Consider the following 22,769-nt stretch of genomic DNA (forward strand, 5'->3'; position numbering starts at 1 on the left):
GCATGAGCGAGTGCACCGAGGGCGGGACGCCTGTGCTCTCCGTCGTCGTTCCGATGTTCAACGAGGAGGCGGTGATCCCGGCGTTCGCCGCCCGGCTGCGGCCGGTGCTCGACGGCCTGGACCTGCCGTACGAGGTCGTCGCGGTCGACGACGGCAGCGCGGATGACACCGCCCGGCTGCTCGACCAGCACGCGCGGGACTGGCCCGAGCTGCGGCTGGTGCGGCTGCGCCGCAACAGCGGCCATCAGGCCGCGCTCACCGCGGGGCTGCACCGCGCGTACGGCGACTGGGTGGTCAGCATCGACGCCGACCTGCAGGACCCGCCCGAGACGATCCCGAGGATGCTGCGGCTGGCCCGCGACCGGGGCCTCGACGTCGTGTACGGGGTCCGCGCCGACCGCAGCACCGATACGACGTTCAAACGGCACACCGCCGGGATCTACTACCGGGTGATGCGCCGGCTCGTCGGGGCCGAGGTGCCCGCCCAGGCCGGGGATTTCCGGCTGCTCAGCCGCGAGGTGGTGGAGGTGCTGCGCGGCCTGCCCGAGCGGGCCCCGGTGTACCGGTTGCTGGTGCCCTCGCTCGGCTTCGCCTCCGGCGAGGTGACCTACGCCCGGGCGCCCCGCGCGGCCGGGACGACGAAGTACCCGCTGCGCAAGATGGTCGCGCTGGCGTGGGACAGCGCCGCCAACTTCTCCGCCGCGCCGCTGCGGCTGGCCACCTGGCTGGGAGCGGCGGCCTTCGTGCTGTGCCTGGCGATGATCGTGTTCGGCGTGGTGGTCTGGGCCAACGGTGCGGTGATCCCCGGCTGGACGTCGCTGTTCCTCGCCGTGCTGCTGCTGTCGGCGGTGCAGCTGATCTGCCTCGGCCTGCTCGGCGAGTACGTCAGCCGGATCTACCGTACGGTGCAGAACCGGCCCACGTTCCACATCGGATACGACTCCGCGGGCGAGGCCGGGCGGGCCACGGTGATCCCCGTCCAGCGCGGCGCGGATCGCTCCCCGGTCACCGTGCCGCCGTCGGCCGACGGCTCCGAGGCGTCCGCCCCGCATCCGCCCGGGCGGTCCCCGGCCGCCGCCCGGTGACCGTCGTGCCGCTGCTGGGCGTGGCGGACCGGGCCACGCCCGCGCCGCCCCTCGCACCATCCGGCCCGGCCGAGCGAGGGCGCTGGCGTCGTCGGCGTCTCATCGCCGTGGCGCCATGGCCGGTGGTCGCCGCGGTCGGCGGTTACACGCTGCACGCCACCGGCACGCCCGCCACCGCCGTCGCCGCGTACGCGTCGTACTGGGCGTTGTGCATCGTGCTGCCCGGCACCCTGGTGTACCGGGCGCTGCGCGGCAGCCGCGGCAACCTGCCCGAGGACCTCGGCCTCGGCGCGGCCACCGGCCTGGTGCTGGAGCTGGCCGCGTGGGCGGTGTCCGCGGCGGCCGGATGGCAGGCCGCGCTGCGCTGGTGGCCCGGACCCGTGATCGCCGCGTTTCTGGCGGTGCCGCGGCTGCGGCGGCACCGGCGGATCCGTGACCCGCGCCCCCTGCCGGTCGCCTGGTCGTGGCTCATGGCCACGGTCGTGCTGCTGATCGTCGGCTGGGCGGGATATCCGATGCTCGGCAACCCGCTGCCGCCCGCCAGCGCGGTCTACTACCAGGACCTGATGTATCACCTGGCGCTCGTACGCGAGTTGACCCGCACGATGCCGTTCGAGGTGCCGCAGCTGGCCGGGGAGGCGCTGCGCTACCACTACCTGTCGGACGCGCACATGGCCGCCGCCAGCATGATCACCGGCGTTCCGGCCAGCACGGTGCTGCTGCGGCTGTGGGTCGTGCCGATCCTGGCCACGGCTGCGTTCGTGGTCGCCGTGCTGGGCCGTGACCTGGCCGGCCGCTGGTGGACCGGCCCGGCGGCGGCCGCCGCGGCGTTCGTCGGCCTGCCGGTGACGCTGGGCGCCCCGGGCGGGTTCCTCGTGGGCGGCCCGGCCGTTTTCGCCAGCCCCTCCCAGGTGTACGCGCTGCCGCTGGCCGCACTGCTCGTCGTGCTGGCCGCGGACGTGCTGCGCGGGCGGCCCCTGCGCTGGGCCTGGATTCTGGTGCCCGCCCTGGCGTTCGCCTGTGCCGGGGCGAAGTCGAGCGCCCTGCCACCCCTGATCGTGGGGGCCGGCCTGGGCGCGATGGTCGCCTGGTGGCGGGCCCGGGCGGTCCCGTGGCCTGCGCTGGGGCTGGTGGCTGCGCTGGTGGGCACGATGGCTCTCGGGTTTCGCGCCTTTGCGGGTGGGGGCGCGGGCACCCTCGCGGTGCAGGCGCTGGCCGCGCTCGACTGGACGACGCCGTACCAGCGCACGCTCGGCCTGCGCGACGGGCCCGGCCATGACGGGCTGGTGCTGCCGAGCGTGGCGGCGGCCACCGGCGCGCAACGGTGGTTCATCGTCTGGGTCGTCGGGTGGTGGGTGCTCACCCAGACACCGCGGCTGCTCGGCCTCGCCACGCTGGGGATCCGGCCGACCCGCGGCGACCCGGCGGCCTGGCTGCTGGCCGGTGCCACCGTCGCGGGGGTCGGCGGCACCTGGCTGCTGTGGCACCCGTCGTCCAGCCAGCTGTACTTCTACACCGGTGTGGTGCCGTTCGGTGCGGTGCTCACGGTGTGGTTGCTGGCGACTCTGGTCCCGCCGGACGGCGGGCGGTGGCGGCGGGTCGCGGCGCTGGCCGCGGCGGGGGTGGGCGCCCTGTGGGGCGCCTGCGCGCCCCGGGTGGCCGCACCGGAGGTCTCCACGGTGGACGGCTGGAGCCGGGCCCTTGCCGTACCGGCGTGGCGCGCGGCGGCCGGGCTGGCCGCCCTGCTGGCCGTCATCGCCGCGACCGGCCTCGTGGTGCGCCGGAGCCGGGTTGGCAGGGCCTCGCGACCGCCGGGCGCTGAACCGGTCGGAGGCGTACTCGCCGCGGCGGCGGTCGCCGCGGTCCTGGGCTGTGGGGTCGGCACCGGGGCCGCCGCCATCGTGGACAATCTGCGCAAGGCGCCGGGCGGTCCGGTGTCGAACCGGCTCGTCACGGCGGCGGAGATGCGGGCCGCCCGGTGGCTCGACGCGCACGCGGACGCCGACGACGTGGTCGTCACGAACGTGCACTGCCAGCCGGTACGCACCCGGCCCGGGTGCGATGCGCGGGCGTTCTGGGTGGCCGCGCTGGGCGGGCGCCGGACCCTCGTGGAGAGCTGGGGATACTCCGACGCGACGGTCGCCGCGAACGGCGTCGGCGACCGCAGGTACATGTTCCAGCCGCCCCCGGACCCGGCGGTGTACGCCCTGAACGAGCGGGCATTCACCACACCGACCACGGTGGATCTGGGCGAGCTGAAGGTGCGCCGGGTCCGCTGGCTGTTCGCGGACCGGCGGGCGGGACCGGTGGCGCCGCAGCTGGCGGAACTGGCCACGGTGCGGCTGACCGACGGCCCGGTGACGGTCTACGAGCTGCGCTGAGCGGCGCACCGGTGCACAGACGCGCCGCCCGAGGTCAGCGGCGGCGCCAGTGCACCGGAGTCTCGCCGTCCGGGCCGAGTGTCCCGGTGGCCGCGAGGTGGTGCAGGTGGGCGACGGTCTCGGCCAGCGCCAGCCGTCGCGTGAGCCCCTGCAAGGCGGCCCATCCCCGCGACCACGTCAGCTCGGCCGCGATGTCCCACGCGGTCGGCGCGCCCAACGTGTCCACCACGGTCAGGATCTCGGCGGATCGGTCCCGGTGGTGGGCGATCAGGTCCGCGGCCCGGGCGGGCACCCGCCGGAAGCGGTACTCGTGCGCGGGCAACGCCTCGTCCGCGCCGAACTCGGCCACCTTCGCCAACGACTCCAGGTACGCGGACAGCGGGTCCGCGTTCCGGCCCCGGTGCACCCCGATCGTCGGGCTGATCCGGGGCAGCAGGTGATCGCCGGTGAGCAGCACCCCCGCGGCGGCGTCGCGCAGGCACAGATGCCCCGGCGTGTGCCCGGGGGTCCACACCGCCCGGACCTCCCGTCCGGCGACCGGCACGAGGTCGCCGTCCTCGATGAGGCGGTCCGGTTCCGCCAGCGCCATCAGGTCCGCGATCCCGGTCTCGGCGAGGAACAGGCCCTCGACCGCATCCTCCGGTACGCCGTGCCCGCGCAGCCAGGTCGCGTCGTTGGGGGTGCGCGCGTCCCGCCAGGCCCGCGCGGGCAGGCTGCGCGCCTCGGCCGGATGCATCGCCACCCAGGCGCCCGCGGTTTCCCGCAGCCACCCACTGAGGCCGTGATGGTCCGGGTGGATGTGGGTGGCCACGATCCCGGTGACGTCGGTGGGGGCGGCCCCCGCGGCGGCCAGCCCGTCGGTCAGCGCCGCCCGTCCCTGCGGGGTGTCCCACCCGGGATCGACGACGACCACTCCGGCGTCGGTGACGAACGCGTACGACAGCGTGTAGCGCAGCGGATTGTGCGGGATCGGCACGGGCACCGACCACAGCCCGGGACGTACCTGTTCGACCGGGGGTAGCACCCGGCGCTGCCATGCGTCCCGCTGCGCCACACCGGTGACCGCCACGCCCGCTGCCGTTTCCATTAACGAACGTTAACCGCAGCTCTGCCGAGGTTGACCGTCGCTGTGACGATCTCCTCAGTGCCCGACGTGGGCCACCGCCGCGTGGATCATCGCGGCGAGGCCCTCCATCGGCTCACCGTCGTCCACTCCCAGATAGTTCTTCAGGCAGGCCACGGCCAGCCCGAACGCCGGGTAGAAGCCGCCCAGGCTGCCGCCCATCCCGCTCCAGCCGAAGCGGGTGCCGCCGATCTCGGCCGCGTACCCGAGGGTCTTGGGCCCGTCGCCGCCGTACGCCCAGTCCGGGCCCTGGGTGACCACCGTGGTCACCTCCTTGAGTCGCTCCGGCGAGATCAGCCGGACCCCGTTGACCTTGCCCATCAGGGACGCGTACATGCGGGCGAGGCCACGGGCGGTGACCGTGCCGACGGCGGGCAGGTCGGCGTTCAGGATGTCGCGCCGGTTGGCGAGGGCCACGTCGGGGCGTACCCCGGGCGGTGCGATCTTGTCGAAGTTCTCCAGGTGGGTGCTGGCCAGCGCCACCGCGGCGGACCAGTTGCGGTCCTCGAGCCGGGCCAGCCGCGGCATCTGGGACGCGGGCACCCCGATGTACAGCTCGCGCTCGGCATCCAGGGGCCGGGCCACGTCCTCGGTGAGCACCCGGGACAGGGAACGGCCGGTGGCCCGCTGCACGGTCTCGCCGAGCAGCCAGCCCCACGTCCACGCGTGGTAGCCGTGCCGGGTGCCGGGCTCCCACAGCGGTGAGGAGGAGGCGATCGTCCGGCACATCCGGTCCCAGTCGAGCAGGTCCTCCGGCATCGTGTACGACGGCAGCGCCGGCACCCCGGCCGAGTGGGAGAGCACGTGCCCGAGCGTGGTGGCGCCCTTGCCGTGTCGCCCGTACTCCGGCCAGACGTCGGCCAGCCGCAGGTCGTAGTCGAGGTCGCCGCGTTCGACCAGCACGTGCACCGCCGTGGCGGCCAGCCCCTTGCCCGTCGAGTAGCTGAAGAACGGGGTGTCCGGGGTGACCACCTGGCCGGTGAGCGGGTTCGCCATGCCCGACACCGCGTTCACGATCAACTTGCCGTCGAGGTACGCGGCCACCTGCACGCCGCGCTCACGGCCGGACGCGACGAGCCCGTCGATCGCCTTCTTCGCCCGGGTCTGCAGGGCGCTCCAGTTCTGCGTCATCAGCACCTTCCGGGACCACTTTCTCACCTGCGGACGAGGTGATGCGGCGGGTCAGCCGACCGCGCCCGCGATGAGCAGACCGACATACGCCGCGCCCAGGCCCGCCAGCAGGCTGCCCGCCACGTTCGCCACCGCCAGCAGCCGGGCGCCGTCGCGCGCCAGCTTCAGCGTCTCGAAGCTGAACGTCGAGTACGTCGTGAGCGCCCCGCAGAAGCCCGTGCCGAGCAGCGCGGACCAGGCGGGCCCCACGGGCAGACCGGTGAGCAGCCCGAGCAGCAGCGAGCCGGAGACGTTCACCGCGAACGTGCCCCACGGGAACAACGAGTCGTGGCGGGCCTGGACCGCCCGGTCCGCGAGATACCGCAGCGGCGCACCCACCGCCGCGCCCAGCACGATGAGCACGAGCGTCACCGCGCCTCCCCGGTGTCGGCGGCGGCCCGGCGTCCGACCAGCGCCTCGGTCGCGGCGGTGCCCGCCCACACGGCCAGCAGTGCGCCGAGCAGCGTGGCGAACAGGTACACCAGGGCGGTGCCGGCGGCGCCGTGCGTGGCGGCCTGCTGGACATCGACGATCGACGTGGAGAACGTCGTGTAGCCGCCCAGCACTCCGACGCCGAAGAAGGGCCGGACCAGCCGACGGCCGGGGAACACCTCGGCGATCAACACCATGAGTACGCCGATGAGCAGCGACCCGGTCACGTTGACCAGCCAGATCGACCACGCGAACCCTCCGGGCGGGTGTGGCCAGGCCAGGGTCACGCCGTACCGGGCGAGGGCGCCGAGGGCGCCGCCCGCCGCGATCGCGCCGAGCAGGGGCGCGGGGTGCGGGCGCAGTTCCGCCCGCTCGGCAGGCACGTGCAGGTCGACATCGGGGTCGATAGGGAACAGGGGACCGTGCACCACGCCTCCTACCAGCGTCTGCCTGGCAGGGACCGTTGGCGACCGTTCGTCGCGGTGCACCCCGCTCCGGCGGGATCGGCGGGCCCCACCGCCGTGGAGCACCTGCCGACCTTGGCGACCCCAGCCAACCAATGCGCACGCGCTCCGCTTGCCCAGGCTATCCCGGCACCGCCCCCGCCCCGGCTCGGCCCCGCCCCCGGCTCCGGTCCCGTGCGCCCGGGATCTTGGGGACTTCCGACCCCCGGAGGGGCCACTGCGTTCCAAGATCTACGCGACTCAGCCGGGCTGCCCGTGCGCGCGGACCACGGCCGCACGGGAGGTGGTGAGGCGGGGCCGGGGTGAGATGCGGTGAGGCGGCGGGGCGGGGTGATGCCGTGGGGGCCGGGGCGGGCGTGGCGGCGCCCACCCCGGCCGTTCCGGGGCCGCAGGCGGGCCGGTGGCCGCGTGCAGGTGCGCCCGGGTGGACGTGGGTGACGCGGCGGGCCGTGCGGCGGATGGTCCTGCTGGCCGTCCACTGTAGGCGACGCTGCTGAACGTTGTCCCGCACCGGCTTCACGCGCGGGCGTCGAGCGCGCAACAGTCGTCCGCGGCCGAGTCGACGCTGATGTCGCGCAGCTGAACCCCGGCCGCGCGTTCCACCACGATCGGCGACCACGAGTCGGCCCCGCCGACCCCGGCGAGGCGGCAGTCGCGGATCACGGTGTCGGTGTACCGGAGCAGGCTCACCACGCCGTCCACCTCGCTGCGGCCCCACCCGGCGATCCGTACGGCGTACCGGGGGCCGTGCCAGCGCACGCACACGTCGGCGATCTCGATCCGGGCACCGATGTCGGGCACCGCGACGAACCGGTCCGTGTTGTCGCCGGGCAGTAGCCGGAAACCCATCTCGACGTCGCGCAGGCAGGCCCCGGTCACCCGTACGTCGTGCACCGAACTGAGGTAGAAGCCCTCCACCGCGTCGCGCACCCGTAGGTCGGTGACGGTGAGCCGGTGCGGGTGGTAGGTGGGCCCGGCGATCGTGGACACATCGGTGCCGACGGCACCCCAGTGCACCGCGAGGCCGGTGGAGCCGCCGCGCACCGTGATGTCGTGCAGGGTGACGTCGCGGACCGCCCCCATGACGGCGATGCAGTTGGCGTGGCGTTCCGTCGGCCGGGACACGTGCACCCGGCGTACATCGACGCGGGCCAGCCAGCTCGGCGGTGCGGCGTACAGATACTCGCCGATGGTGATCGCGGTGCCGCGGTCGCCGCCGTGTTCGCCGGGGTCGGCCGGGGGTGGGCGCAACCCGAGGTCGCTGATCGACACGTCCGAGCCGAGGACGTGCAGCACGGGACGCCCCGTGGTGCCCGTGGAGGCCAGCCAGCTCGCGGGGGCGCCGCCGTTCGCGCCGGTGGTCTCGCCGCCCCGGATCGTCCATCCGGTGGGCACGCGCAGGCCGTCGTCGATCGGGTGGATTCCGGGCGGCAGCTCCAGCTTGCCGCCCGGTGCGGTGTCCAGTGCCTCCTGCAGGACGCGGCGGTTGCGGGCCGCGTCAGCGGACAGAACGGGCCGGTGGATCATCGCGACAGCGCACCGCGATCGGATTGCGCACCGGCATCGGGTTGCGCCCCGGCATCCGGCGGCTGGGCGCCGGGTGCTGGTCGCAGGCGTAGCGACAGGCCGGGGGCAGGGTCGGTCAGGCCGAGTAGGACCGGGCCGGTGGCCGGCGTGCGGAGGCGCAGGTCCAGGCCGCCGGGGTGACGCGCGACGACCTCGAGCTCGATCGCGGCGCCGGTGCTCAGGTCGGTGGCGGACACGTCGGGGCGGCCGGGGACGCGCGCGGGCAGCGCCTGGGCGTGGGCGCGCAGCGCGACCCGGCGGGCCAGCCGCAGCGCCTTGAAACCCGCGCGAGCCGGTTTGCGGCGGGTCCACCGGTTCGACGGCGACCGGGGCACCGGCGGGGCCGGCGGCACCGGTGCCACGCCTAGGCGGTACACCCCGGAGGCGCCGGGCGGCAGCACGGCCAGGTCGCACCCCGAGGCCGCTCCGGTCGCGAGCGAGGCGGCGTCTGCGGCCGGGACAGACCCCCGGGCCGCCCAGGTCGCGGGGGCGGTGGTGGCTGCGGTCGGGGCGGGGGCCGGCCGTACCGTGATGCGGTCGATCCGCAGGCCCACCGCGGACCGGGCGGAGAACCGGCCGCCCGCCCACGACGGACGCGGGGGTTCGGCGACCTCCAGCACGAGCAGGCCGTCGCCGTCCAGCTCGCCCGCCGCCAGGTCGAACGAGACCTGGACAACCGCGCCGACGGCCCCGCGCCAGCCCTGGCGCCGGGCCAGCAGCGCCGCGGCGCGGATCCGGCCCTGCGCGCGGACCAGTACCAGCCGAGGGCGTTCGGGGTCGGTGCGCGGGGGCCGGACCCGATCGGACCACCAGCGGGTGCCCAGCTCGTCGAGCCGCAGCTCCAGCGTTACCCGGACGGGCTCGGCCGGGCCGTGGACCTTCAGGGCGACCGCGCCGAAGTCGCCGGTCACCCGGCCCACGATGCCGGTGCCGCGGACCACCTGGTCGACGATGCACAGGCCGGGGGAGCGGCCGCTGGCGACCTCGGCGGGCAGGTCGAGGACCGGCGCGGGGACGTCGAAGTCGGTGCGGAACCAGGTGCCGATCATGCCGACCAGTCCGTCCGGGTCAGCATCGGCTCCTGCCGGGTCCACATCCGCCGCACCGCGTCGAACAGCGGGTCCGCGTCCGCCTCGATGTGCCGGTATGCGGCCCGCATCGTCTTGAGCAGGGTGTCGGCGGGCCACACCTCCCACTGCGGGACCAGCGGGGTCACCACGTCGGTGCCGCTGCGGTAGAGCCACAGCCACAGCCGGGCCCGGCGGACCTGCTCCTCGGTCACCAGCTCGGCGCGGTCGCGGATCGCGGCGATGCTGCCCTCCAGGGTCTTCCAGTACGCGTCGGTGTCGTCGACGACCGTGGACAGGCCGCACGAACTCCACTCCGACCACCCGGCCTGGATCACCGGGATGCCGTACGCGGGCAGCTCGTTGCTGACGCTGCCGCGGACCGTGACCCCGAGGTCGGTGAGGCTCCACAGGGCGTTCCTGCTGAGCGTGGCGCTGGGCCGGAACACCATGTGCCGGGCCGCGCGGTGGCGCTTGGCGACCGAGTCGAAGAAGCCGGTCGAGTCGTACAGGGCCTGGCTGGGGTGGTCGAGGAACAGCCACTGGGCGTCGGTGTTCCGCGCGGCGTGGGCGGCCGTGTCGGCGAACCAGTCGGCCAGGCTGGGAAACAGCTCGCGGTTGGTGCCCAGCGCGTCGGAGACGGCGTGGTGGAAGACGGTCACGACGGGGCGGTCGGCGGACAGGCCCAGCCGGGACACCACGCTCTGGCGCAGGCGGCGCCGGTCGGCCGGGTTGTTCAGGTCCACCGAGGCGGTCACCCCGCCGCGCCACCAGCTCGGCCGGCCCAGGTTGACCTTGGCTCGCCAGGCCACCAGCTCGGCGGCGGGGCGCAGCTCGTCGCGCCGGGGCCACACCTGGGTCTCGAACGCGTCGCCGATCTGCCGGGTCAGCTCCTCCCGGAACGTGCCGGTGTGCGTGTCCCGCCCGGGGAACAGCCCGTACGCCTTGAGGCAGCCGGTCTGCTGGGTGTGGATGATCGGCACCCCGCGCCGCCGGGCCACCTCGGCGGCCAGCCCCCACTGGTCGTAGTCGACGTGGCTGGTGACCAGCGCGACCACGTCACCGGTCAGGGCGCGCTCGTAGCCGACGGCGAGGCCGCGGGCGTACCGGTGGCGCAGCTGGTAGTCCGGCCGGGTGGCGTGGTCGGCGGGCAGCCGGGGCACCTTGGCCAGGCGGCAGTACGTCGCATCGGTGTACGCGGTCACGGTGGCGTCGTCCAGCTCCGGCGGCCCGGTCTGCTGCCGCGCCGCCGCCCACACGTCCACGACGTCGTCCGCCCCGTACGCGAGCGCTAGCCGCCGCACCTTGTCGACGTCGAAGTCGTTCCACAGGGTCCGGTGCCACTGTTCCTCGACGCCGGTGAAGACGACGAGCCGGGCCGGGCGCAGCCGCCGGATCGCGTTGGCGACCGCCAGGTTGCGCAGGCTCACCCGGATGTCCTGGTGGAACATCTCGACCGCGATGATCGCGTCGTTGTCCGGGCGGGGGAGGTTCTTCTCCCAGTAGACCGCCGCGGCTTCCAGGAACCACTGCAGTTCGCGGCTGTTCGCGGTGAGCCACATCAGATGAGCTCCCAGGTGAGCGGCGTGCCCTTCGCCGCGTCGCGCCGGAAGGTGCGTCCGAGCACGGTGCCGATCGCGTCGGGGGCCAGCCCGCCGGTGGGCCGGATCGAGCGGACGTTCGCCTCGGTCAGGGCGTCGCCCGCGCGCACGTCGGCGACGACGTACAGGGAACGGCGGAAGCGCAGGCTCTCCCGTTCCGCCTCGGTGGGGCCGATCCGGGTGGTGCCGAGCGCCTGCCAGGCCCGTTCCGATTCGGTCACCAGCGCGGCGACCTCGAGCGGTTCCAGGGAGAACGCGGAGTCGACCCCGCCGTCGCCGCGGTCCAGCGTCACATGCTTCTCGATCAGGCAGGCGCCGAGGGCCACGGACGCGACCGGTACGCCGATGCCGAGGGTGTGGTCGCTGAGCCCGACCGGTACGCCGAACGTCTCGGCCAGCACCGGGATGCGGCGCAGGTTGGTCTCCTGCGGCGGGGCGGGGTAGGAGGCGGTGCAGGACAGTACGACCAGCTCGGTGCAGCCCGCCCCGCGCGCCGCGTCCACCGCCGCGCCGATCTCCGCCACGCCGGCCATTCCGGTGGAGATGATCACCGGTTTGCCCGTGCCGGCGACCAGGCGGATCAGCGGCAGGTCGGTGATCTCCGACGAGGCGATCTTGTACAGCGGCGCGTCCAGCTTCTCCAGCAGCTCGACCGCGGTCGCGTCGAACGGGCTGGAGAACGCCGTGAGCCCGTGCCCCCGGGCCCGTTCGAAGATCGCCTCGTGCCACTCCCACGGCGTGTGCGCCCGCTGGAACAGCTGGTAGAGGTACTCCCCGGACCACAGGTCGTGCCCGGTCGAGACGCGGAACCGCTCGTCCGGCACGTCGACGGTCATGGTGTCCGCGGTGTACGTCTGCAGCTTGATCGCGTGCGCGCCCGCGTCCGCGACCGCGTCCACCAGCTGGAGCGCGGTGTCCAGGGATCCGTTGTGGTTGCCGGACATCTCGGCCACGACGTACGGCCGGTGCCCCGGGCCGATCTCCACGCCGTTGACGATCATGATCTGCCTCTCTCGGTCCACACCACGGTCTGCGCCGTGCCGTCGACCTCTCGTTCGTATCTGCGGGTCTCGCGAAAGCCGAAGCGCCGGTGCAGCGCCAGGACTCCGGTGTTCCAGGCCAGGGTCTCGCCGCCGAGCCGGTCGAGGCCCAGGTCGCCGAACGCGTACCGGACCGCCTCGTCCTCCAGGCGCAGCCAGGCGGGCAGCAGCGCGCCGCCCAGCCCCGCGACATCCAGGTAGAAGGACCAGGTCGGCGGGTCCGGTCGCAGGTCGAAGATCACTACCCCGGCGGGGACGCCGTCGTCCTCGTAGACCAGCACCCGGCGGCCCGGATCGGTCGTCGCGGCCCGCCACCAGGCCGCGTGCTCGGCGTCGCCGATGACCTGGGTGGTCAGGCTGACCCGGCGGACCTCGGGATGGTTGCGCCAGGACAGCACGGTGTCGCGGTCGGCGTCGACGGCAGGACGGAGCACGCGGGGCGGCACCTTTCTGGGGTAAGGGATCGGAGCGCGTCACCGTATGGGTGCGGGCTTGACCTCTTGTGGCGCCGGGGCGAGGTGGGGGGAAACCGCGGGTGTCGAATCGGCGTCGGCGCGCCCCCGGCCCGCCGCCCGGTACGCCTGCCGCAGGGCGGCGTACAACACGTAGCTGTTCAAGCCGACCAGCCGGTGCTTGAGGCCGGCCGTCCCGGCGGGCGGCAGGTATCCGGCGGGCCGGTACCGGCGGTAGTGGGCGGCGAGGCGGCGGAAGAACGCGCGGCGCCGGTTCGGCCGCAACCGGCTGTCGTTGCCGGCCACCACGAGCAAATGATTGATCATCAAGGTGAACATGGCGCGGCGCAGCCAGGGCTCGACGGCGTGCTCGTCCAGCCACTCGTGCAGCCGGTCGTACTGGCCGAACGCCTCGAAATGGCGGTCGCTGCGGGTCGTGGTGATCGCCCCGATCCGGCCGACCCGGTAGTGGTAGCACACCCGGTCGAGCACGGCGAGCCGGACGGCCGCGATCAGCACCGGGTTGGTGAACGGCACGTCCTCGTACCACCCGGGCAGGAACCGCAGGCTCAGGCGGCGCAGCAGCCCCACCCGTACGATCCGGTTCCACGCGGTGTGCTGCACGCCGAGCAGGTCCCGCCGGTCGGACAGGGTGACCACGTCCGGCACGCCGCGCAGCAGGTGGCTGCTGGCGTCCATCTCCAGCCGGCCGTTCTCGTGCACCCGCAGATGGTCGACGAGCAGCACGTCCGGCCGGGTGTCGCGCAGCTTCTCCAGCACGGCGCGCACCGCCCCGGCGGGCAGCCAGTCGTCGCTGTCGACGAACCAGACGTACGCGCCGCGGGCCCGTTCCAGCCCGGCGTTGCGGGCGCCACCGAGGCCCACGTTTTGTTCCAGGTGCACGACCCGCAGGTCGCCGTGGCGCTGTGCGTACGCGTCCAGCATGGTCCCGCAGGTGTCCGGGGAGGCGTCGTCCACCGCGATCACCTCGACGCCGGCCGACTCGGCGGGGCTCAGCCCGGCCCGGATCGACTCCAGGCACTGGTACAGGTAGCCCTCAACCGCGTACACGGGAACGACGATTGAGAGCAGTACGTTCTCCACCGGGCTCACGTTCGCGGTTGCGGGTGAAGACGCGTGAAACCCCGGTTGTCTGACGAATGGCCCTTGCGTGCCGCCCATCGATCGCCGGTCATCCCGCGGACCGTCGCCGGGCAGGTCGTGGCGCGCGCCGCGGCGAAGGTCGGGGGGAAATCCTTCACCCGGGGTCCCCCCGGTCGATCTGTCCCGGCGAGAACCGTCGGGAAGGGGCAGCTTATGGGCGCGTCGGAGGTGCTTCATGCGCCCGGGGCCGGGCCGACCGTGCAATCGGGCGGGATGAGCCGGCTGCTGCGGCTCTCCGGTCTGCTGCTGACGCTGTCAGCGGTCTGGTTCACGGTCAACCTGCTGCATCCCGTGGGTCCCGCCGTGCTGCTCTGGCTCACCACGCCGGCCGCGGTGGCGGTCTCCGTCGCCGTCTGCGTGCGCACCGTACGCACGCCCAGCCTGCCCGAGCCGACCCGCCAGTTCTGGCGGTCGGTCGCCATCGCCCTGGGGTTCACCGGGGTGGCGCAGCTGGCGCAGGCGTTCGACGCGTTGACCAACCCGCACGGCACCCAGACCGGCCCGGTGATGCTGGCCGCGGGCGCCGCCGCCGTGCTCGTCGTCGGGCACGCGCTCTACCGGCTCCCGCTCGGCAAGCATTCGGTCGGCGCGCTGCTGCGCATCGTCCTGGACGCGGCCTCGGTCATCCTGGCGGCCACGGTCTTCCTGTGGCACTTCGTCACGCGTCAGCAGCTCGGCTCGGGCCACGACGGCCTGCTGATGGCCTCGCTGGTCCTGACCGTGCTGGGGCTGGTCGCCGTGTTCACGGTCGTGAAGGTGCTGCTCGCGGGCTGCGCGTTCGTCGACGGTCAGGGCCTGCGGCTGGTCGCGGCCGGCCTGTTCGTGGGCGCGGTCGCTCCGGTGCTGCAGCCCTTCCTGAACGCCTACGACGTCCGGCTGTCGCCGATGCAGGTCAGCGTCCCGGCGGTGTTCTTCCTCGCCGCGTGGGCGGCCGAGCGGCAGCGGTACGCCCAGTTCGGCCCGCGCCGCGGTGCCGTGGCGCAGCGCCGCCGGGTGTACAGCGTGCTGCCGTACGCCGCGGTCGCGGCGGTCGACGGCCTGCTGCTGTTCGTCTTCCGGTCGCACGACCGGGCCGACGTGGCGGTCGTGGTCGGTGCGGCCGTGGCGCTCACCACGCTGGTGGTGCTGCGGCAGATGACCGCGTTCCGCGACAACGCGCGGTTGCTGCGCCAGCTCGACCACGGCGCCAACCACGACGCGCTGACCGGGCTGCCCAACCGGATCCTGTTCCACAAGCGACTGAACAAGGCGCTGACCACCCCGGGCGGGCGGAACGTCAGCGTGGCGCTGATCGACCTCGACGACTTCAAGGTGGTCAACGACTCGCTCGGGCACGAGGTCGGCGACCTGCTGCTGATCGCGGTGGCCCAGCGGCTGGCGGGCTGTATCCGCGCCGAGGACACCGTGGCCCGGCTGGGCGGCGACGAGTTCGTGGTGGTGCTGGACGGCGCCGACCCGGCCGCCGCCGACCTCGCGGCGGACCGCATGGTCGCCGCGCTGCGCGAGCCGGTGGTGGCGGACGGGCACGAGCTGCCGATCCGGGCGAGCATCGGCATCGCCGACGGCAACGCCGGCGACGAGGCCAGCCTGCTGCTGCGGCACGCCGACATCGCGATGTACGCCGCGAAGAACGTGGTCGGCACCGCGTACCTGCACTACCACCCGAGCATGGCGACCGGTACGGATCACGCCAACATCGGCGCGGAGCTGCGCGAGGCGATCGACCGCGAGGAGCTGTTCCTGCTCTACCAGCCGATCGTGTCGCTGGACGACGGCAAGCTGATGGGTGCCGAGGCGCTGGTGCGGTGGGCCCACCCGACGCGCGGCACGCTGGGCCCGGACGCGTTCATCCCGGTCGCCGAGCGCACCGGTCTGGTGGTGCTGCTGGGCCGCTGGGTCATGAAGACGGCGTTCCGCCAGTTCCACGACTGGATCAAGGAGCACGGCGACGCGGCCCCCCAGGTGATGAACGTGAACGTGTCGGCCCGTGACCTGCGCGAGGCGGGCTTCGCCGAGTTCGTGGGCGGCCTGCTGAAGGAGTACGCGCTGCCGGCGCACCGGATCACCCTGGAGATCACGGAGACGATGGCGCTGGAGCCGGGGCAGTCGATCACCAACCTGCACGACCTGCGGGAGCTGGGTCTGCGGGTGTCGCTGGACGACTTCGGCACCGGCCACTCGACGCTGACGATGCTGCACGACTGCCCGATCGACGAGATCAAGCTGGACCGATCGTTCACCCAGGCCAACATCGACGGCCGGGTCCCGATGGCCGCCGCGGTGATCCACCTGGCTCAGGTGCTGGGCCTGCACGCGGTGGCCGAGGGGGTGGAGACCTCGGAGCAGGCGGAGCTGCTGCTGTCGCTGGGCTACATCGCCGCCCAGGGGTACCACTTCTCCCGCCCGATGTCGCCGGAGCAGTTCACCAAGCTGCTGGTGGCTCCCCGGGTCCGTACCTCGCCGGCGGCGTGGCAGATGTCGGCCTGACCAGGTCGTCCACCAGGAAACTTTCGTAGTCCGCCTCGGCGTGGACAATCCGGATGAACGTCCCCACACCGGACGATGTGTGCTGAAACACATACGAAAGGGTGGGAATGAAGAGACTTCTGGCGGCCGCTGCCGTCCTCGGGCTCGTGGCCGGCGCCGTCGTGGCAACCGGCGCCCAGGCCGACCCCGTTCGAGGCGAGGACGGCTACGCGCCAGCCCCGATCGCCTGGGGCGCCTGCGACAACCCGGCCCTCAAGTCGCGCGGCGCACAGTGCGGCCAGCTCACCGTGCCGCTCGACTACGCGAACCCGTCCGGCGACAAGATCAAGCTGGCGGTGTCCCGGATCCTGCACAAGGTCCCGGCCGACAAGTATCAGGGCGTCACGCTGGTCAACCCGGGTGGCCCCGGCGGCTCCGGGCTGGTGCTGTCCGTGCTCGGCGAGTTCGTGCCGAACCACGCGGGTGACGCGTACGACTGGATCGGCTTCGACCCGCGCGGGGTGGGCGACAGCCAGCCGGCGCTGAGCTGTGACGGCAACTACTTCTCGTACAACCGGCCGGACTACGTGCCGACCACTCGCAAGATCGAGAAGACCTGGCTGGCCCGGGCGGCCAAGTACGCCAAGGCGTGCGGCGCCGCGGGCGGCAAGCTGCTCAACCACCTGCGCACCACGGACACCGTGCAGGACATGGACAGCCTCCGCAAGGCGCTGGGCGCCGAAAAGATCAACTTCTACGGCTTCTCGTACGGCACGTACCTCGGCCAGGTCTACGCCACGCTGCACCCCACCCGGGTCCGCCGGATGGTGCTCGACGGCAACGTCGACCCGCGCCGCGTCTGGTACGCCGCGAACCTCGACCAGGACATCGCGTTCAACCGCAACATCGGCGTCTACTTCCGGTGGGTCGCCAAGTACGACGACGTCTACCACCTCGGCAAGACCGGCCGGGCCGTGGAGAAGCTGTTCTACGCCCAGCGGGCGAAGCTGCTGCGCGATCCCGCCGGGGGCATCATCGGCGGCGACGAACTGACCGACGTCTTCCTGTCGGCCGGGTACTACGTCTTCGGCTGGGAAGCGGTCGCCCAGGCCTTCGCCGCATGGGTGCACGACCACGACTTCAGTGGCCTCAAGACGCTGTACGACTCCGGCCAGCCGCAAGGCCCCGGCGCCGACAACGGGTACGCCATCTACCTGGCCGTGCAGTGCACCGACGTGCAGTGGCCGAAGAAGTTCTCGATCTGGCGCAAGGACAACGACCGGGTGCACAAGATCGCCCCGTTCGAGACCTGGGCCAACGCCTGGTTCAACGCGCCGTGCCTGACCTGGCCCGCCAAGGCGGGCACCCCGGTCCAGGTGGACGGGGACCAGGCTCCGCCGATCCTGCTGATCAGCGAGACCTTCGACGCGGCCACCCCGTTCGCGGGCAGCCTGGAGGTTCGTAGGCGGTTCCCCCGCGCGGTCCTGGTGGAGGGCGTCGGGGGCACCACGCACGCGGGATCGCTGTTCGGCGACGCCTGTGTCGACGACACCGTCGCCGCGTACCTGGCCACCGGCGCGCTGCCCAAGCGGGTCGCCGGGAACCGCTCCGACAAGCGGTGCCCGCCGCTGCCGCAGCCCGTTCCGTCCACGACCACCGGCAAGCACGCGTCGGTGGCCGGTGCGGCGCGGACGGACGTGCTGCGGTTCGTCCGGGCAAGCTGAACCCGGGATCATCCATCGGACGCCGGGTGGCCGTCAGGCCGCCCGGCGTCACCGTTGTCGGCAGGCTCACAGGCTGCGGCCCTGGGCGGTCGCCCTTGTCGGGCCGGTATCGTCGAGGCAGCGAAGGGGAGTAGCTCCCAACGTCGTGGTCGACATACTGGTGCGTTCGCGCTCCCGGCCCGGCGGCCTCGCACTCCGAGGCGAGCAAGACCTTCGACTCTGGCTGCACACGCGGCCGGGTCGAGGTCGCCCGAGCGCCCAGGCCCGGCCTGAGACCGGGAAGGCACCATGGACGGATTCCTCTCCGCGCTGGCGATCAGCTTCGCCGTCATCTTCGTCGCCGAGCTGGGCGACAAGTCCCAGCTCATGGCGCTCACCTTCGCCACCCGCTTCCGCCCGTGGACGGTGCTGGCCGCCATCACCGCGGCCACCGCGGTGGTGCACGCCGTGTCCGTGGGCATCGGGTACGGCCTCGGCGCCGCCCTGCCCACCGCCTGGATCTCGCTGCTGGCCGGGGTCGCGTTCCTCGCGTTCGGCGCGTGGACCCTGCGCGGCGACACCCTCACGGAGGACGAGCAGGGCAAGGCCGAACGGGCCTCCGGCTCGGCGATGCTCGCGGTGGGCGGGGCGTTCTTCCTCGCCGAGCTGGGCGACAAGACCATGCTGGCGACGATCACCCTGGCCACCCAGCACGGCTGGTTCGGCACCTGGCTCGGCTCCACCGTCGGCATGGTCGCCGCGGACGCCCTGGCGATCATGGTGGGCCGCCTGCTCGGCCGCCACCTGCCGGAAAAGGCGATCAAGTACGGCGCCGCCGCCCTCTTCGCTATCTTCGGCATCTGGCTCATCGCGGACGCGGTGGCCGAACTGACCTGAGGAGACACTGTGCTGCAGCACCGGGCCGAGTTCGACGCCACGGTCACCTTCCGCAACGGCGGCGCCCTGCAGACCCAGGGCTTCCGGGTGGACGTGCCGCACGCCGACGTCACCCACGCCGACATCAGCGCGCTGTTCGTCGCGTCGCTGAGCCTGCTCATGGTCGACCGGGTCGAGCTGGACCGGGTTCGCGTCTTCGCCGAGCCACACAAGGGCACCCGGGGCGGCCCCGCGGACACCACCGCGCTGCCGCGCCCCGGCGCCCGCGAACGGCTGGTCGAGCTGAGCCACGTCATCACCGACGGGATGATCACGTATCCGGGGCTGCCCGCCCCGGAGATCCGCCCGTACCTGACCCACGAGCAGTCCCGGGACCGGTACGCGCCGGGCACGGAGTTCCTCATCGGCAGCATCACCATGGTCGGCAACACCGGCACCTATCTGGACAGCCCGATCCACCGGTACGCCGACGGCACCGACCTCGCCGGGCTGCCCCTGGACCGACTGGCCGACCTGCCCGCCGTGGTGGTGCGGACACTGGGCGGCGCCGAGCGCGGGATCGACGTGGGCGCGCTGGCCGCGTACGACGTCGCCGGGCGGGCGGTGCTGCTGCACACCGGCGGCGACGCCCACTGGGGCACCCCCGAGTACGCGGTCGACGCGCCGTACCTCACCCGGGACGGGGCGGCGTGGCTGGTCGAGCACGGTGCCGCGCTGGTCGGGATCGACGCGGTCAACATCGACGACATCGCCGGGGAGGGCCCCGGCGAGCGGCCCGCGCACACGCTTCTGCTGGCCGCCGGGATTCCGATCGTGGAACATCTGACCGGGCTGGCCGAGCTGCCCCCGACCGGGGCCCGGTTCACCGCCGCCCCGCCCCGGGTGACGGGTTTCGGCACCTTCCCGGTGCGGGCGTACGCCGCCGTCCCGGCCACCGAGCCGCACGATCACCACCGCTCGGCCGGATGGCTGCCCACCGGGTGACCCGGCCGGGGGCTTTCCGCCGAATCGGCTCAGAAAATCTGCACCACTGCCGATGATGACCTAGTGAGCCGTACTCTTCCGCAGGCCGGAGCGACCCGATGACCGATCTCGCGCAGGCCCCGAGCCAGACTCACGCAGGATCGACCAACCCCACCGAGCTGGGTGTCGCGCGCGCCGCGGCGCTGTTCGAACGGGTGGATCCCGCCTCGGCCGCCAGCCACCTCGAACTGGTGCTCACCCAGGATGCACGTTCGGCTCCCGGGTGGATTCTCATGGCCCGGATCCGGCTCAGCCTGGGCCAGGCGGAGCACGCCCTGGTCGCCGCGACCCGGGCGATCGAGCTGGTCCCGGAGGACCCGCGCCCGATGGCGTCGGCCAGTCGCGCGCTCACCCTGCTCGGACGGCACGAGGAGGCGGTGACGATGGCGTACCGGGCGGTGATCGCGGAGCCGAAGAACCCGCTCTGGCACGACCGGGTCGCCTGGGCGCTGCTGGCCGCCGACCGCCAGCTGGGGGACGCCGAGCAGGCCGCCCGTACCTCGATCGGGCTCGATCCGCACGAGGCGCACTACTACTTCACGCACGGCGTGACGCTGGACGCGCTCGGCCACACCGACCAGGCCCGGCAGGCGTTCCTCACCTCGCTGCGGCTGGAGCCGGAGAACCCGGTCGCGCAGCACCGCCTCGCGGTGCTCAACGGCGAGGCCACCCGGGCGCCGGAGAAGAAGCGCCGGGGCTTCCGGCTGTTCGGCAAGCGGGGCGCCGACCAGTCGAACGACATCCTTCCGTAGCGGGGGTCGAGCGCGGGGTGGTTTGTCGCTAGCGTGGGCGGGGCAGGCATCGGAGGTCCCCCGGCGCCCCGGCGCCCGTCCACGGAAGGACGCCCCATGGCTCGCCCCCGGATCGTGATCGTCGGAGCCGGCTTTGCCGGCTTCCAGGCCGCCCGTACGTTGTCGAAGCTGTCGCGGGGCGGCGCCGAGATCGTCGTGGTCAACCCGACCGACTACTTCCTCTACCTCCCACTGCTGCCCGAGGTCGCCGCGGGGATCCTCGAACCTCGCCGGGTGTCGGTCTCGCTGGCCGCCACGCTGCCCGGGGTCCGGCTGGTCCTCGGCGAGGCGGACGGATTCGACCTGGACGCCCGTACGGTCAGCTACGTCGACCCGGACGGCGTCAAGGGCACGCTCGACTACCACCGGCTGGTCATCGCGGCCGGCAGCGTCAACAAGCTGCTGCCGGTGCCCGGGGTCACCGAGCACGCGCACGGCTTCCGCGGCATCCCCGAGGCGCTGTACCTGCGCGACCACGTCACCCGGCAGATCGAGATGGCGGGCAGCGCCGCCGACGCGGCCGAACGCGCCGCCCGGTCGACGTTCGTGGTGGTCGGCGCCGGGTACACCGGCACGGAGGTGGCCGCCCAGGGGGTGCTGTTCACCGAGGAGCTGACCCGGCACCGGGAGGCGTTGCGGGGCCTGCCCCGCTGGCTGCTGGTGGACATCGAGGACCGGGTGCTGCCGACGCTCGACGAGCGGCTGTCCGCTGCCGCCGACCGGGTGCTGCGCGCCCGCGGTGTCGAACTGCGACTCGGCACGGGCGTCGCGGAGGCCACCGGGCAGGGGGTGCGGCTCGGCGACGGCGAGTTCGTGCCCACCCGCTCGCTGATCTGGTGTGTGGGGGTGCGGCCGGACCCGCTGGTGGCCACGCTCGGGCTGCCGATGACGCAGGGCCGGTTGGTGGTGGACGAGTTCCTCACGGTGCCCGGCCACCCCGACGTGTACGCGTGCGGCGACGCGGCCGCGGTGCCGGATCTGACCCGTCCGGGGGAGATCACCGGGATGACCGCGCAGCACGCGACCCGCCAGGGGGCCATGGTGGCGCACAACATCGCCGCCTCCTACGGCCAGGGGCGGCGGCGGGCGTACCGGCACCACGACCTCGGCTTCGTGGTGGATCTCGGCGGGCTGGACGCGGCCGCGAACCCGCTGGGAGTGCCGCTGTCCGGCCTGGCCGCGAAGGTGGTGACGCGGGGCTACCACCTGCTGTCCATGCCCGGCAACCGGGTGCGGGTGGCGGCGGACTGGCTGCTCGACACGGTGCTGCCGCGCCAGGGGGTCCAGCTCGGCCTGGTGACCGCGGGGGCCGTGCCGCTGGACAGTGCGTACCCGGAGGTCCCTCCGGCAGCACGCTGAAAGGTCTTCTTTGTCTCGTTATGGGGTATTTGTAGACTTCTAGGCAGATTGGCCCAATCGGACCGCTACGATCGACCGTTCCGGTAGTCCGTTTGATAACGCCGAAACATTCTAAAAAGCCATAATTCCGTCATGCGTTACCATTCGTACACACTGGCGACTGCCACGATGGTCAGCTTGATCGCGCCCGTCCTGGTCGCCGCCCCGGCCCATGCTCAACTCCCGATGCCTGTCAGCGAAGCCGGCCCCGCCCCGCTCGCGACGGACGCACCGCTTCAGGCGGGGGCGCGGGACACCGTCGAGACCGGGGCGCTGGTCGCCCGGTACGGCTTCGAGGACGACCCGGAGATCGACGACTCCGGCCACGGGCACACCCTCCGGATCGTCGCCCGCCACCGCGGCACCGTACGCGCCACCCCCCACGACACCGGCCGGGCGATGGCGTTTCCCGCCAAGTGCCGCGGCGGCCGATGCCCCCAGGTCGTGCTCCAGACGCGCAGCGCGGAGGCGTTGAACCCGGGTTCGTTGCCGCTCGCGTTCGGCGCCACGGTGCTGCTCACCCCCACCCAGACCAGCAAGGGCCAGAACATCGTGCAGAAGGGCTACTCCCGGACGAGCAGCCAGTACAAGCTGCAGATCGACGGCGCCGCGGGGCGTCCGAGCTGTGTGCTGGTCGACGTCCTGCGGCCCCGTATCCGCATGGTCCGCAGCCGGATGAGCGTCGCCGACGGTCAGTGGCACACCCTGGAATGCCAGCGTCGTGGCCGCTGGCTGCAGATCATCGTGGACGGTGTGGTGCAGGGCCGGCGGCACGTACCGGCGACGCTGGCGATCGCCAACTGGTGCCCATTGAGCATCGGCGGCAAGGGCGCCTACAACGACAACGACCAGTTCCACGGCAGCGTCGACGACGTCTGGGTCCGGATCGGCTGACGAGGTCACTCCACTGTGTAACCCGAGGGCTCGTCGTCCAGCGCGGCGCGGG

Annotated in this window: 19 protein-coding genes; 9 read left to right on the plus strand and 10 right to left on the minus strand. The window is 73.2% G+C overall.

What is annotated here, in order from left to right; translation table 11 throughout:
• Nucleotides 1–2 precede the first annotated feature (2 nt).
• Together ACMCNO_RS04650 and ACMCNO_RS04655 are read left to right on the plus strand one after the other, a co-directional pair.
• The gene (locus ACMCNO_RS04650; protein ID WP_412748180.1) at nt 3–1,085 is read left to right on the plus strand and encodes a glycosyltransferase family 2 protein; all 1,083 of its coding nucleotides are present in this window, start codon (nt 3–5) and stop codon (nt 1,083–1,085) included.
• The gene (locus tag ACMCNO_RS04655) at nt 1,082–3,466 is read left to right on the plus strand and encodes a hypothetical protein (protein ID WP_412748181.1); all 2,385 of its coding nucleotides are present in this window, start codon (nt 1,082–1,084) and stop codon (nt 3,464–3,466) included. The genes ACMCNO_RS04650 and ACMCNO_RS04655 overlap by 4 nt, the downstream gene beginning before the upstream one ends.
• 34 nt (nt 3,467–3,500) lie before the next feature.
• Here ACMCNO_RS04655 and ACMCNO_RS04660 read toward each other — a convergent pair whose 3' ends face one another.
• The 10 genes from ACMCNO_RS04660 to ACMCNO_RS04705 form a co-directional block, all read right to left on the minus strand.
• Nucleotides 3,501–4,553, minus strand: a complete 1,053-nt coding sequence (locus ACMCNO_RS04660) for an MBL fold metallo-hydrolase (RefSeq protein WP_412748182.1) — start codon at nt 4,551–4,553, stop codon at nt 3,501–3,503.
• 54 nt (nt 4,554–4,607) lie between these two features.
• The gene (locus tag ACMCNO_RS04665; protein WP_412748183.1) at nt 4,608–5,720 is read right to left on the minus strand and encodes a serine hydrolase domain-containing protein; all 1,113 of its coding nucleotides are present in this window, start codon (nt 5,718–5,720) and stop codon (nt 4,608–4,610) included.
• A 51-nt stretch (nt 5,721–5,771) separates the two neighbouring features.
• On the minus strand, nt 5,772–6,131 hold the full coding sequence (crcB, locus tag ACMCNO_RS04670) for a fluoride efflux transporter CrcB (RefSeq protein WP_412748184.1): 360 nt from the start codon (nt 6,129–6,131) through the stop codon (nt 5,772–5,774).
• Complete coding sequence (locus ACMCNO_RS04675; RefSeq protein WP_412748185.1) at nt 6,128–6,619, minus strand: fluoride efflux transporter FluC; 492 nt, start codon at nt 6,617–6,619, stop codon at nt 6,128–6,130. The genes crcB and ACMCNO_RS04675 overlap by 4 nt, the downstream gene beginning before the upstream one ends.
• 552 nt (nt 6,620–7,171) lie before the next feature.
• Entirely contained in the window at nt 7,172–8,182 is a 1,011-nt protein-coding gene (locus ACMCNO_RS04680) for a hypothetical protein (protein ID WP_412748186.1), read from the minus strand.
• Nucleotides 8,179–9,270: a hypothetical protein gene (locus ACMCNO_RS04685; protein ID WP_412748187.1), complete on the minus strand. Its 1,092-nt coding sequence runs from the start codon at nt 9,268–9,270 to the stop codon at nt 8,179–8,181. Before ACMCNO_RS04685 ends, ACMCNO_RS04680 begins: the two co-directional genes overlap by 4 nt.
• Nucleotides 9,267–10,850 (minus strand): hypothetical protein, encoded by a 1,584-nt coding sequence (locus ACMCNO_RS04690; protein ID WP_412748188.1) that lies wholly within the window; start codon nt 10,848–10,850, stop codon nt 9,267–9,269. The genes ACMCNO_RS04685 and ACMCNO_RS04690 overlap by 4 nt, the downstream gene beginning before the upstream one ends.
• Nucleotides 10,850–11,890 carry a pseudaminic acid synthase gene (pseI, locus tag ACMCNO_RS04695; protein ID WP_412748189.1) on the minus strand — a complete coding sequence of 347 codons (1,041 nt, stop codon included), beginning with the start codon at nt 11,888–11,890 and terminating at the stop codon, nt 10,850–10,852. The genes ACMCNO_RS04690 and pseI overlap by 1 nt, the downstream gene beginning before the upstream one ends.
• Nucleotides 11,887–12,363, minus strand: coding sequence for a GNAT family N-acetyltransferase (locus ACMCNO_RS04700; RefSeq protein ID WP_412748190.1), 477 nt, complete (start codon nt 12,361–12,363; stop codon nt 11,887–11,889). The genes pseI and ACMCNO_RS04700 overlap by 4 nt, the downstream gene beginning before the upstream one ends.
• Nucleotides 12,364–12,402: 39 nt before the next feature.
• Complete coding sequence (locus tag ACMCNO_RS04705) at nt 12,403–13,494, minus strand: glycosyltransferase family 2 protein (protein ID WP_412748191.1); 1,092 nt, start codon at nt 13,492–13,494, stop codon at nt 12,403–12,405.
• 264 nt (nt 13,495–13,758) lie between these two features.
• On the opposite strand from ACMCNO_RS04705, the gene ACMCNO_RS04710 reads away from it, so the two are divergent.
• The 7 genes from ACMCNO_RS04710 to ACMCNO_RS04740 all read left to right on the plus strand — a co-directional run bounded on the left by ACMCNO_RS04710 (nt 13,759) and on the right by ACMCNO_RS04740 (nt 22,717).
• A complete protein-coding gene (locus tag ACMCNO_RS04710; RefSeq protein WP_412748192.1) occupies nt 13,759–16,032 on the plus strand; it encodes a putative bifunctional diguanylate cyclase/phosphodiesterase in 2,274 nt (757 codons plus the stop codon).
• Between the two features lie 107 nt (nt 16,033–16,139).
• The gene (locus ACMCNO_RS04715; RefSeq protein ID WP_412748193.1) at nt 16,140–17,735 is read left to right on the plus strand and encodes an alpha/beta hydrolase; all 1,596 of its coding nucleotides are present in this window, start codon (nt 16,140–16,142) and stop codon (nt 17,733–17,735) included.
• A gap of 288 nt (nt 17,736–18,023) precedes the next feature.
• A complete protein-coding gene (locus ACMCNO_RS04720; protein ID WP_412748194.1) occupies nt 18,024–18,611 on the plus strand; it encodes a TMEM165/GDT1 family protein in 588 nt (195 codons plus the stop codon).
• Between the two features lie 9 nt (nt 18,612–18,620).
• The gene (locus tag ACMCNO_RS04725) at nt 18,621–19,595 is read left to right on the plus strand and encodes a cyclase family protein (RefSeq protein WP_412748195.1); all 975 of its coding nucleotides are present in this window, start codon (nt 18,621–18,623) and stop codon (nt 19,593–19,595) included.
• Between the two features lie 98 nt (nt 19,596–19,693).
• On the plus strand, nt 19,694–20,386 hold the full coding sequence (locus ACMCNO_RS04730) for a hypothetical protein (protein ID WP_412748196.1): 693 nt from the start codon (nt 19,694–19,696) through the stop codon (nt 20,384–20,386).
• Nucleotides 20,387–20,482: 96 nt separating this feature from the next.
• Nucleotides 20,483–21,784 carry an NAD(P)/FAD-dependent oxidoreductase gene (locus ACMCNO_RS04735; RefSeq protein ID WP_412748197.1) on the plus strand — a complete coding sequence of 434 codons (1,302 nt, stop codon included), beginning with the start codon at nt 20,483–20,485 and terminating at the stop codon, nt 21,782–21,784.
• A 225-nt stretch (nt 21,785–22,009) separates the two neighbouring features.
• Nucleotides 22,010–22,717: a LamG-like jellyroll fold domain-containing protein gene (locus ACMCNO_RS04740; protein WP_412748198.1), complete on the plus strand. Its 708-nt coding sequence runs from the start codon at nt 22,010–22,012 to the stop codon at nt 22,715–22,717.
• Nucleotides 22,718–22,769 lie beyond the last annotated feature (52 nt).

This window comes from Krasilnikovia sp. M28-CT-15 (assembly GCF_047159595.1).
Classification (GTDB): Bacteria; Actinomycetota; Actinomycetes; order Mycobacteriales; family Micromonosporaceae; genus Actinoplanes.

Bases quoted from the DNA above. Each gene is read 5' to 3' on its own strand.
- ACMCNO_RS04650 (WP_412748180.1), top strand. From the start codon at position 3: ATGAGCGAGTGCACCGAGGGCGGGACGCCTGTGCTCTCCGTCGTCGTT.
- ACMCNO_RS04660 (WP_412748182.1), bottom strand. From the start codon at position 4,553: ATGGAAACGGCAGCGGGCGTGGCGGTCACCGGTGTGGCGCAGCGGGAC.
- ACMCNO_RS04665 (WP_412748183.1), bottom strand. From the start codon at position 5,720: ATGACGCAGAACTGGAGCGCCCTGCAGACCCGGGCGAAGAAGGCGATC.
- ACMCNO_RS04680 (WP_412748186.1), bottom strand. From the start codon at position 8,182: ATGATCCACCGGCCCGTTCTGTCCGCTGACGCGGCCCGCAACCGCCGC.
- ACMCNO_RS04685 (WP_412748187.1), bottom strand. From the start codon at position 9,270: ATGATCGGCACCTGGTTCCGCACCGACTTCGACGTCCCCGCGCCGGTC.
- ACMCNO_RS04690 (WP_412748188.1), bottom strand. From the start codon at position 10,850: ATGTGGCTCACCGCGAACAGCCGCGAACTGCAGTGGTTCCTGGAAGCC.
- pseI (WP_412748189.1), bottom strand. From the start codon at position 11,890: ATGATCGTCAACGGCGTGGAGATCGGCCCGGGGCACCGGCCGTACGTC.
- ACMCNO_RS04710 (WP_412748192.1), top strand. From the start codon at position 13,759: ATGAGCCGGCTGCTGCGGCTCTCCGGTCTGCTGCTGACGCTGTCAGCG.
- ACMCNO_RS04715 (WP_412748193.1), top strand. From the start codon at position 16,140: ATGAAGAGACTTCTGGCGGCCGCTGCCGTCCTCGGGCTCGTGGCCGGC.
- ACMCNO_RS04720 (WP_412748194.1), top strand. From the start codon at position 18,024: ATGGACGGATTCCTCTCCGCGCTGGCGATCAGCTTCGCCGTCATCTTC.
- ACMCNO_RS04730 (WP_412748196.1), top strand. From the start codon at position 19,694: ATGACCGATCTCGCGCAGGCCCCGAGCCAGACTCACGCAGGATCGACC.
- ACMCNO_RS04735 (WP_412748197.1), top strand. From the start codon at position 20,483: ATGGCTCGCCCCCGGATCGTGATCGTCGGAGCCGGCTTTGCCGGCTTC.
- ACMCNO_RS04740 (WP_412748198.1), top strand. From the start codon at position 22,010: ATGCCTGTCAGCGAAGCCGGCCCCGCCCCGCTCGCGACGGACGCACCG.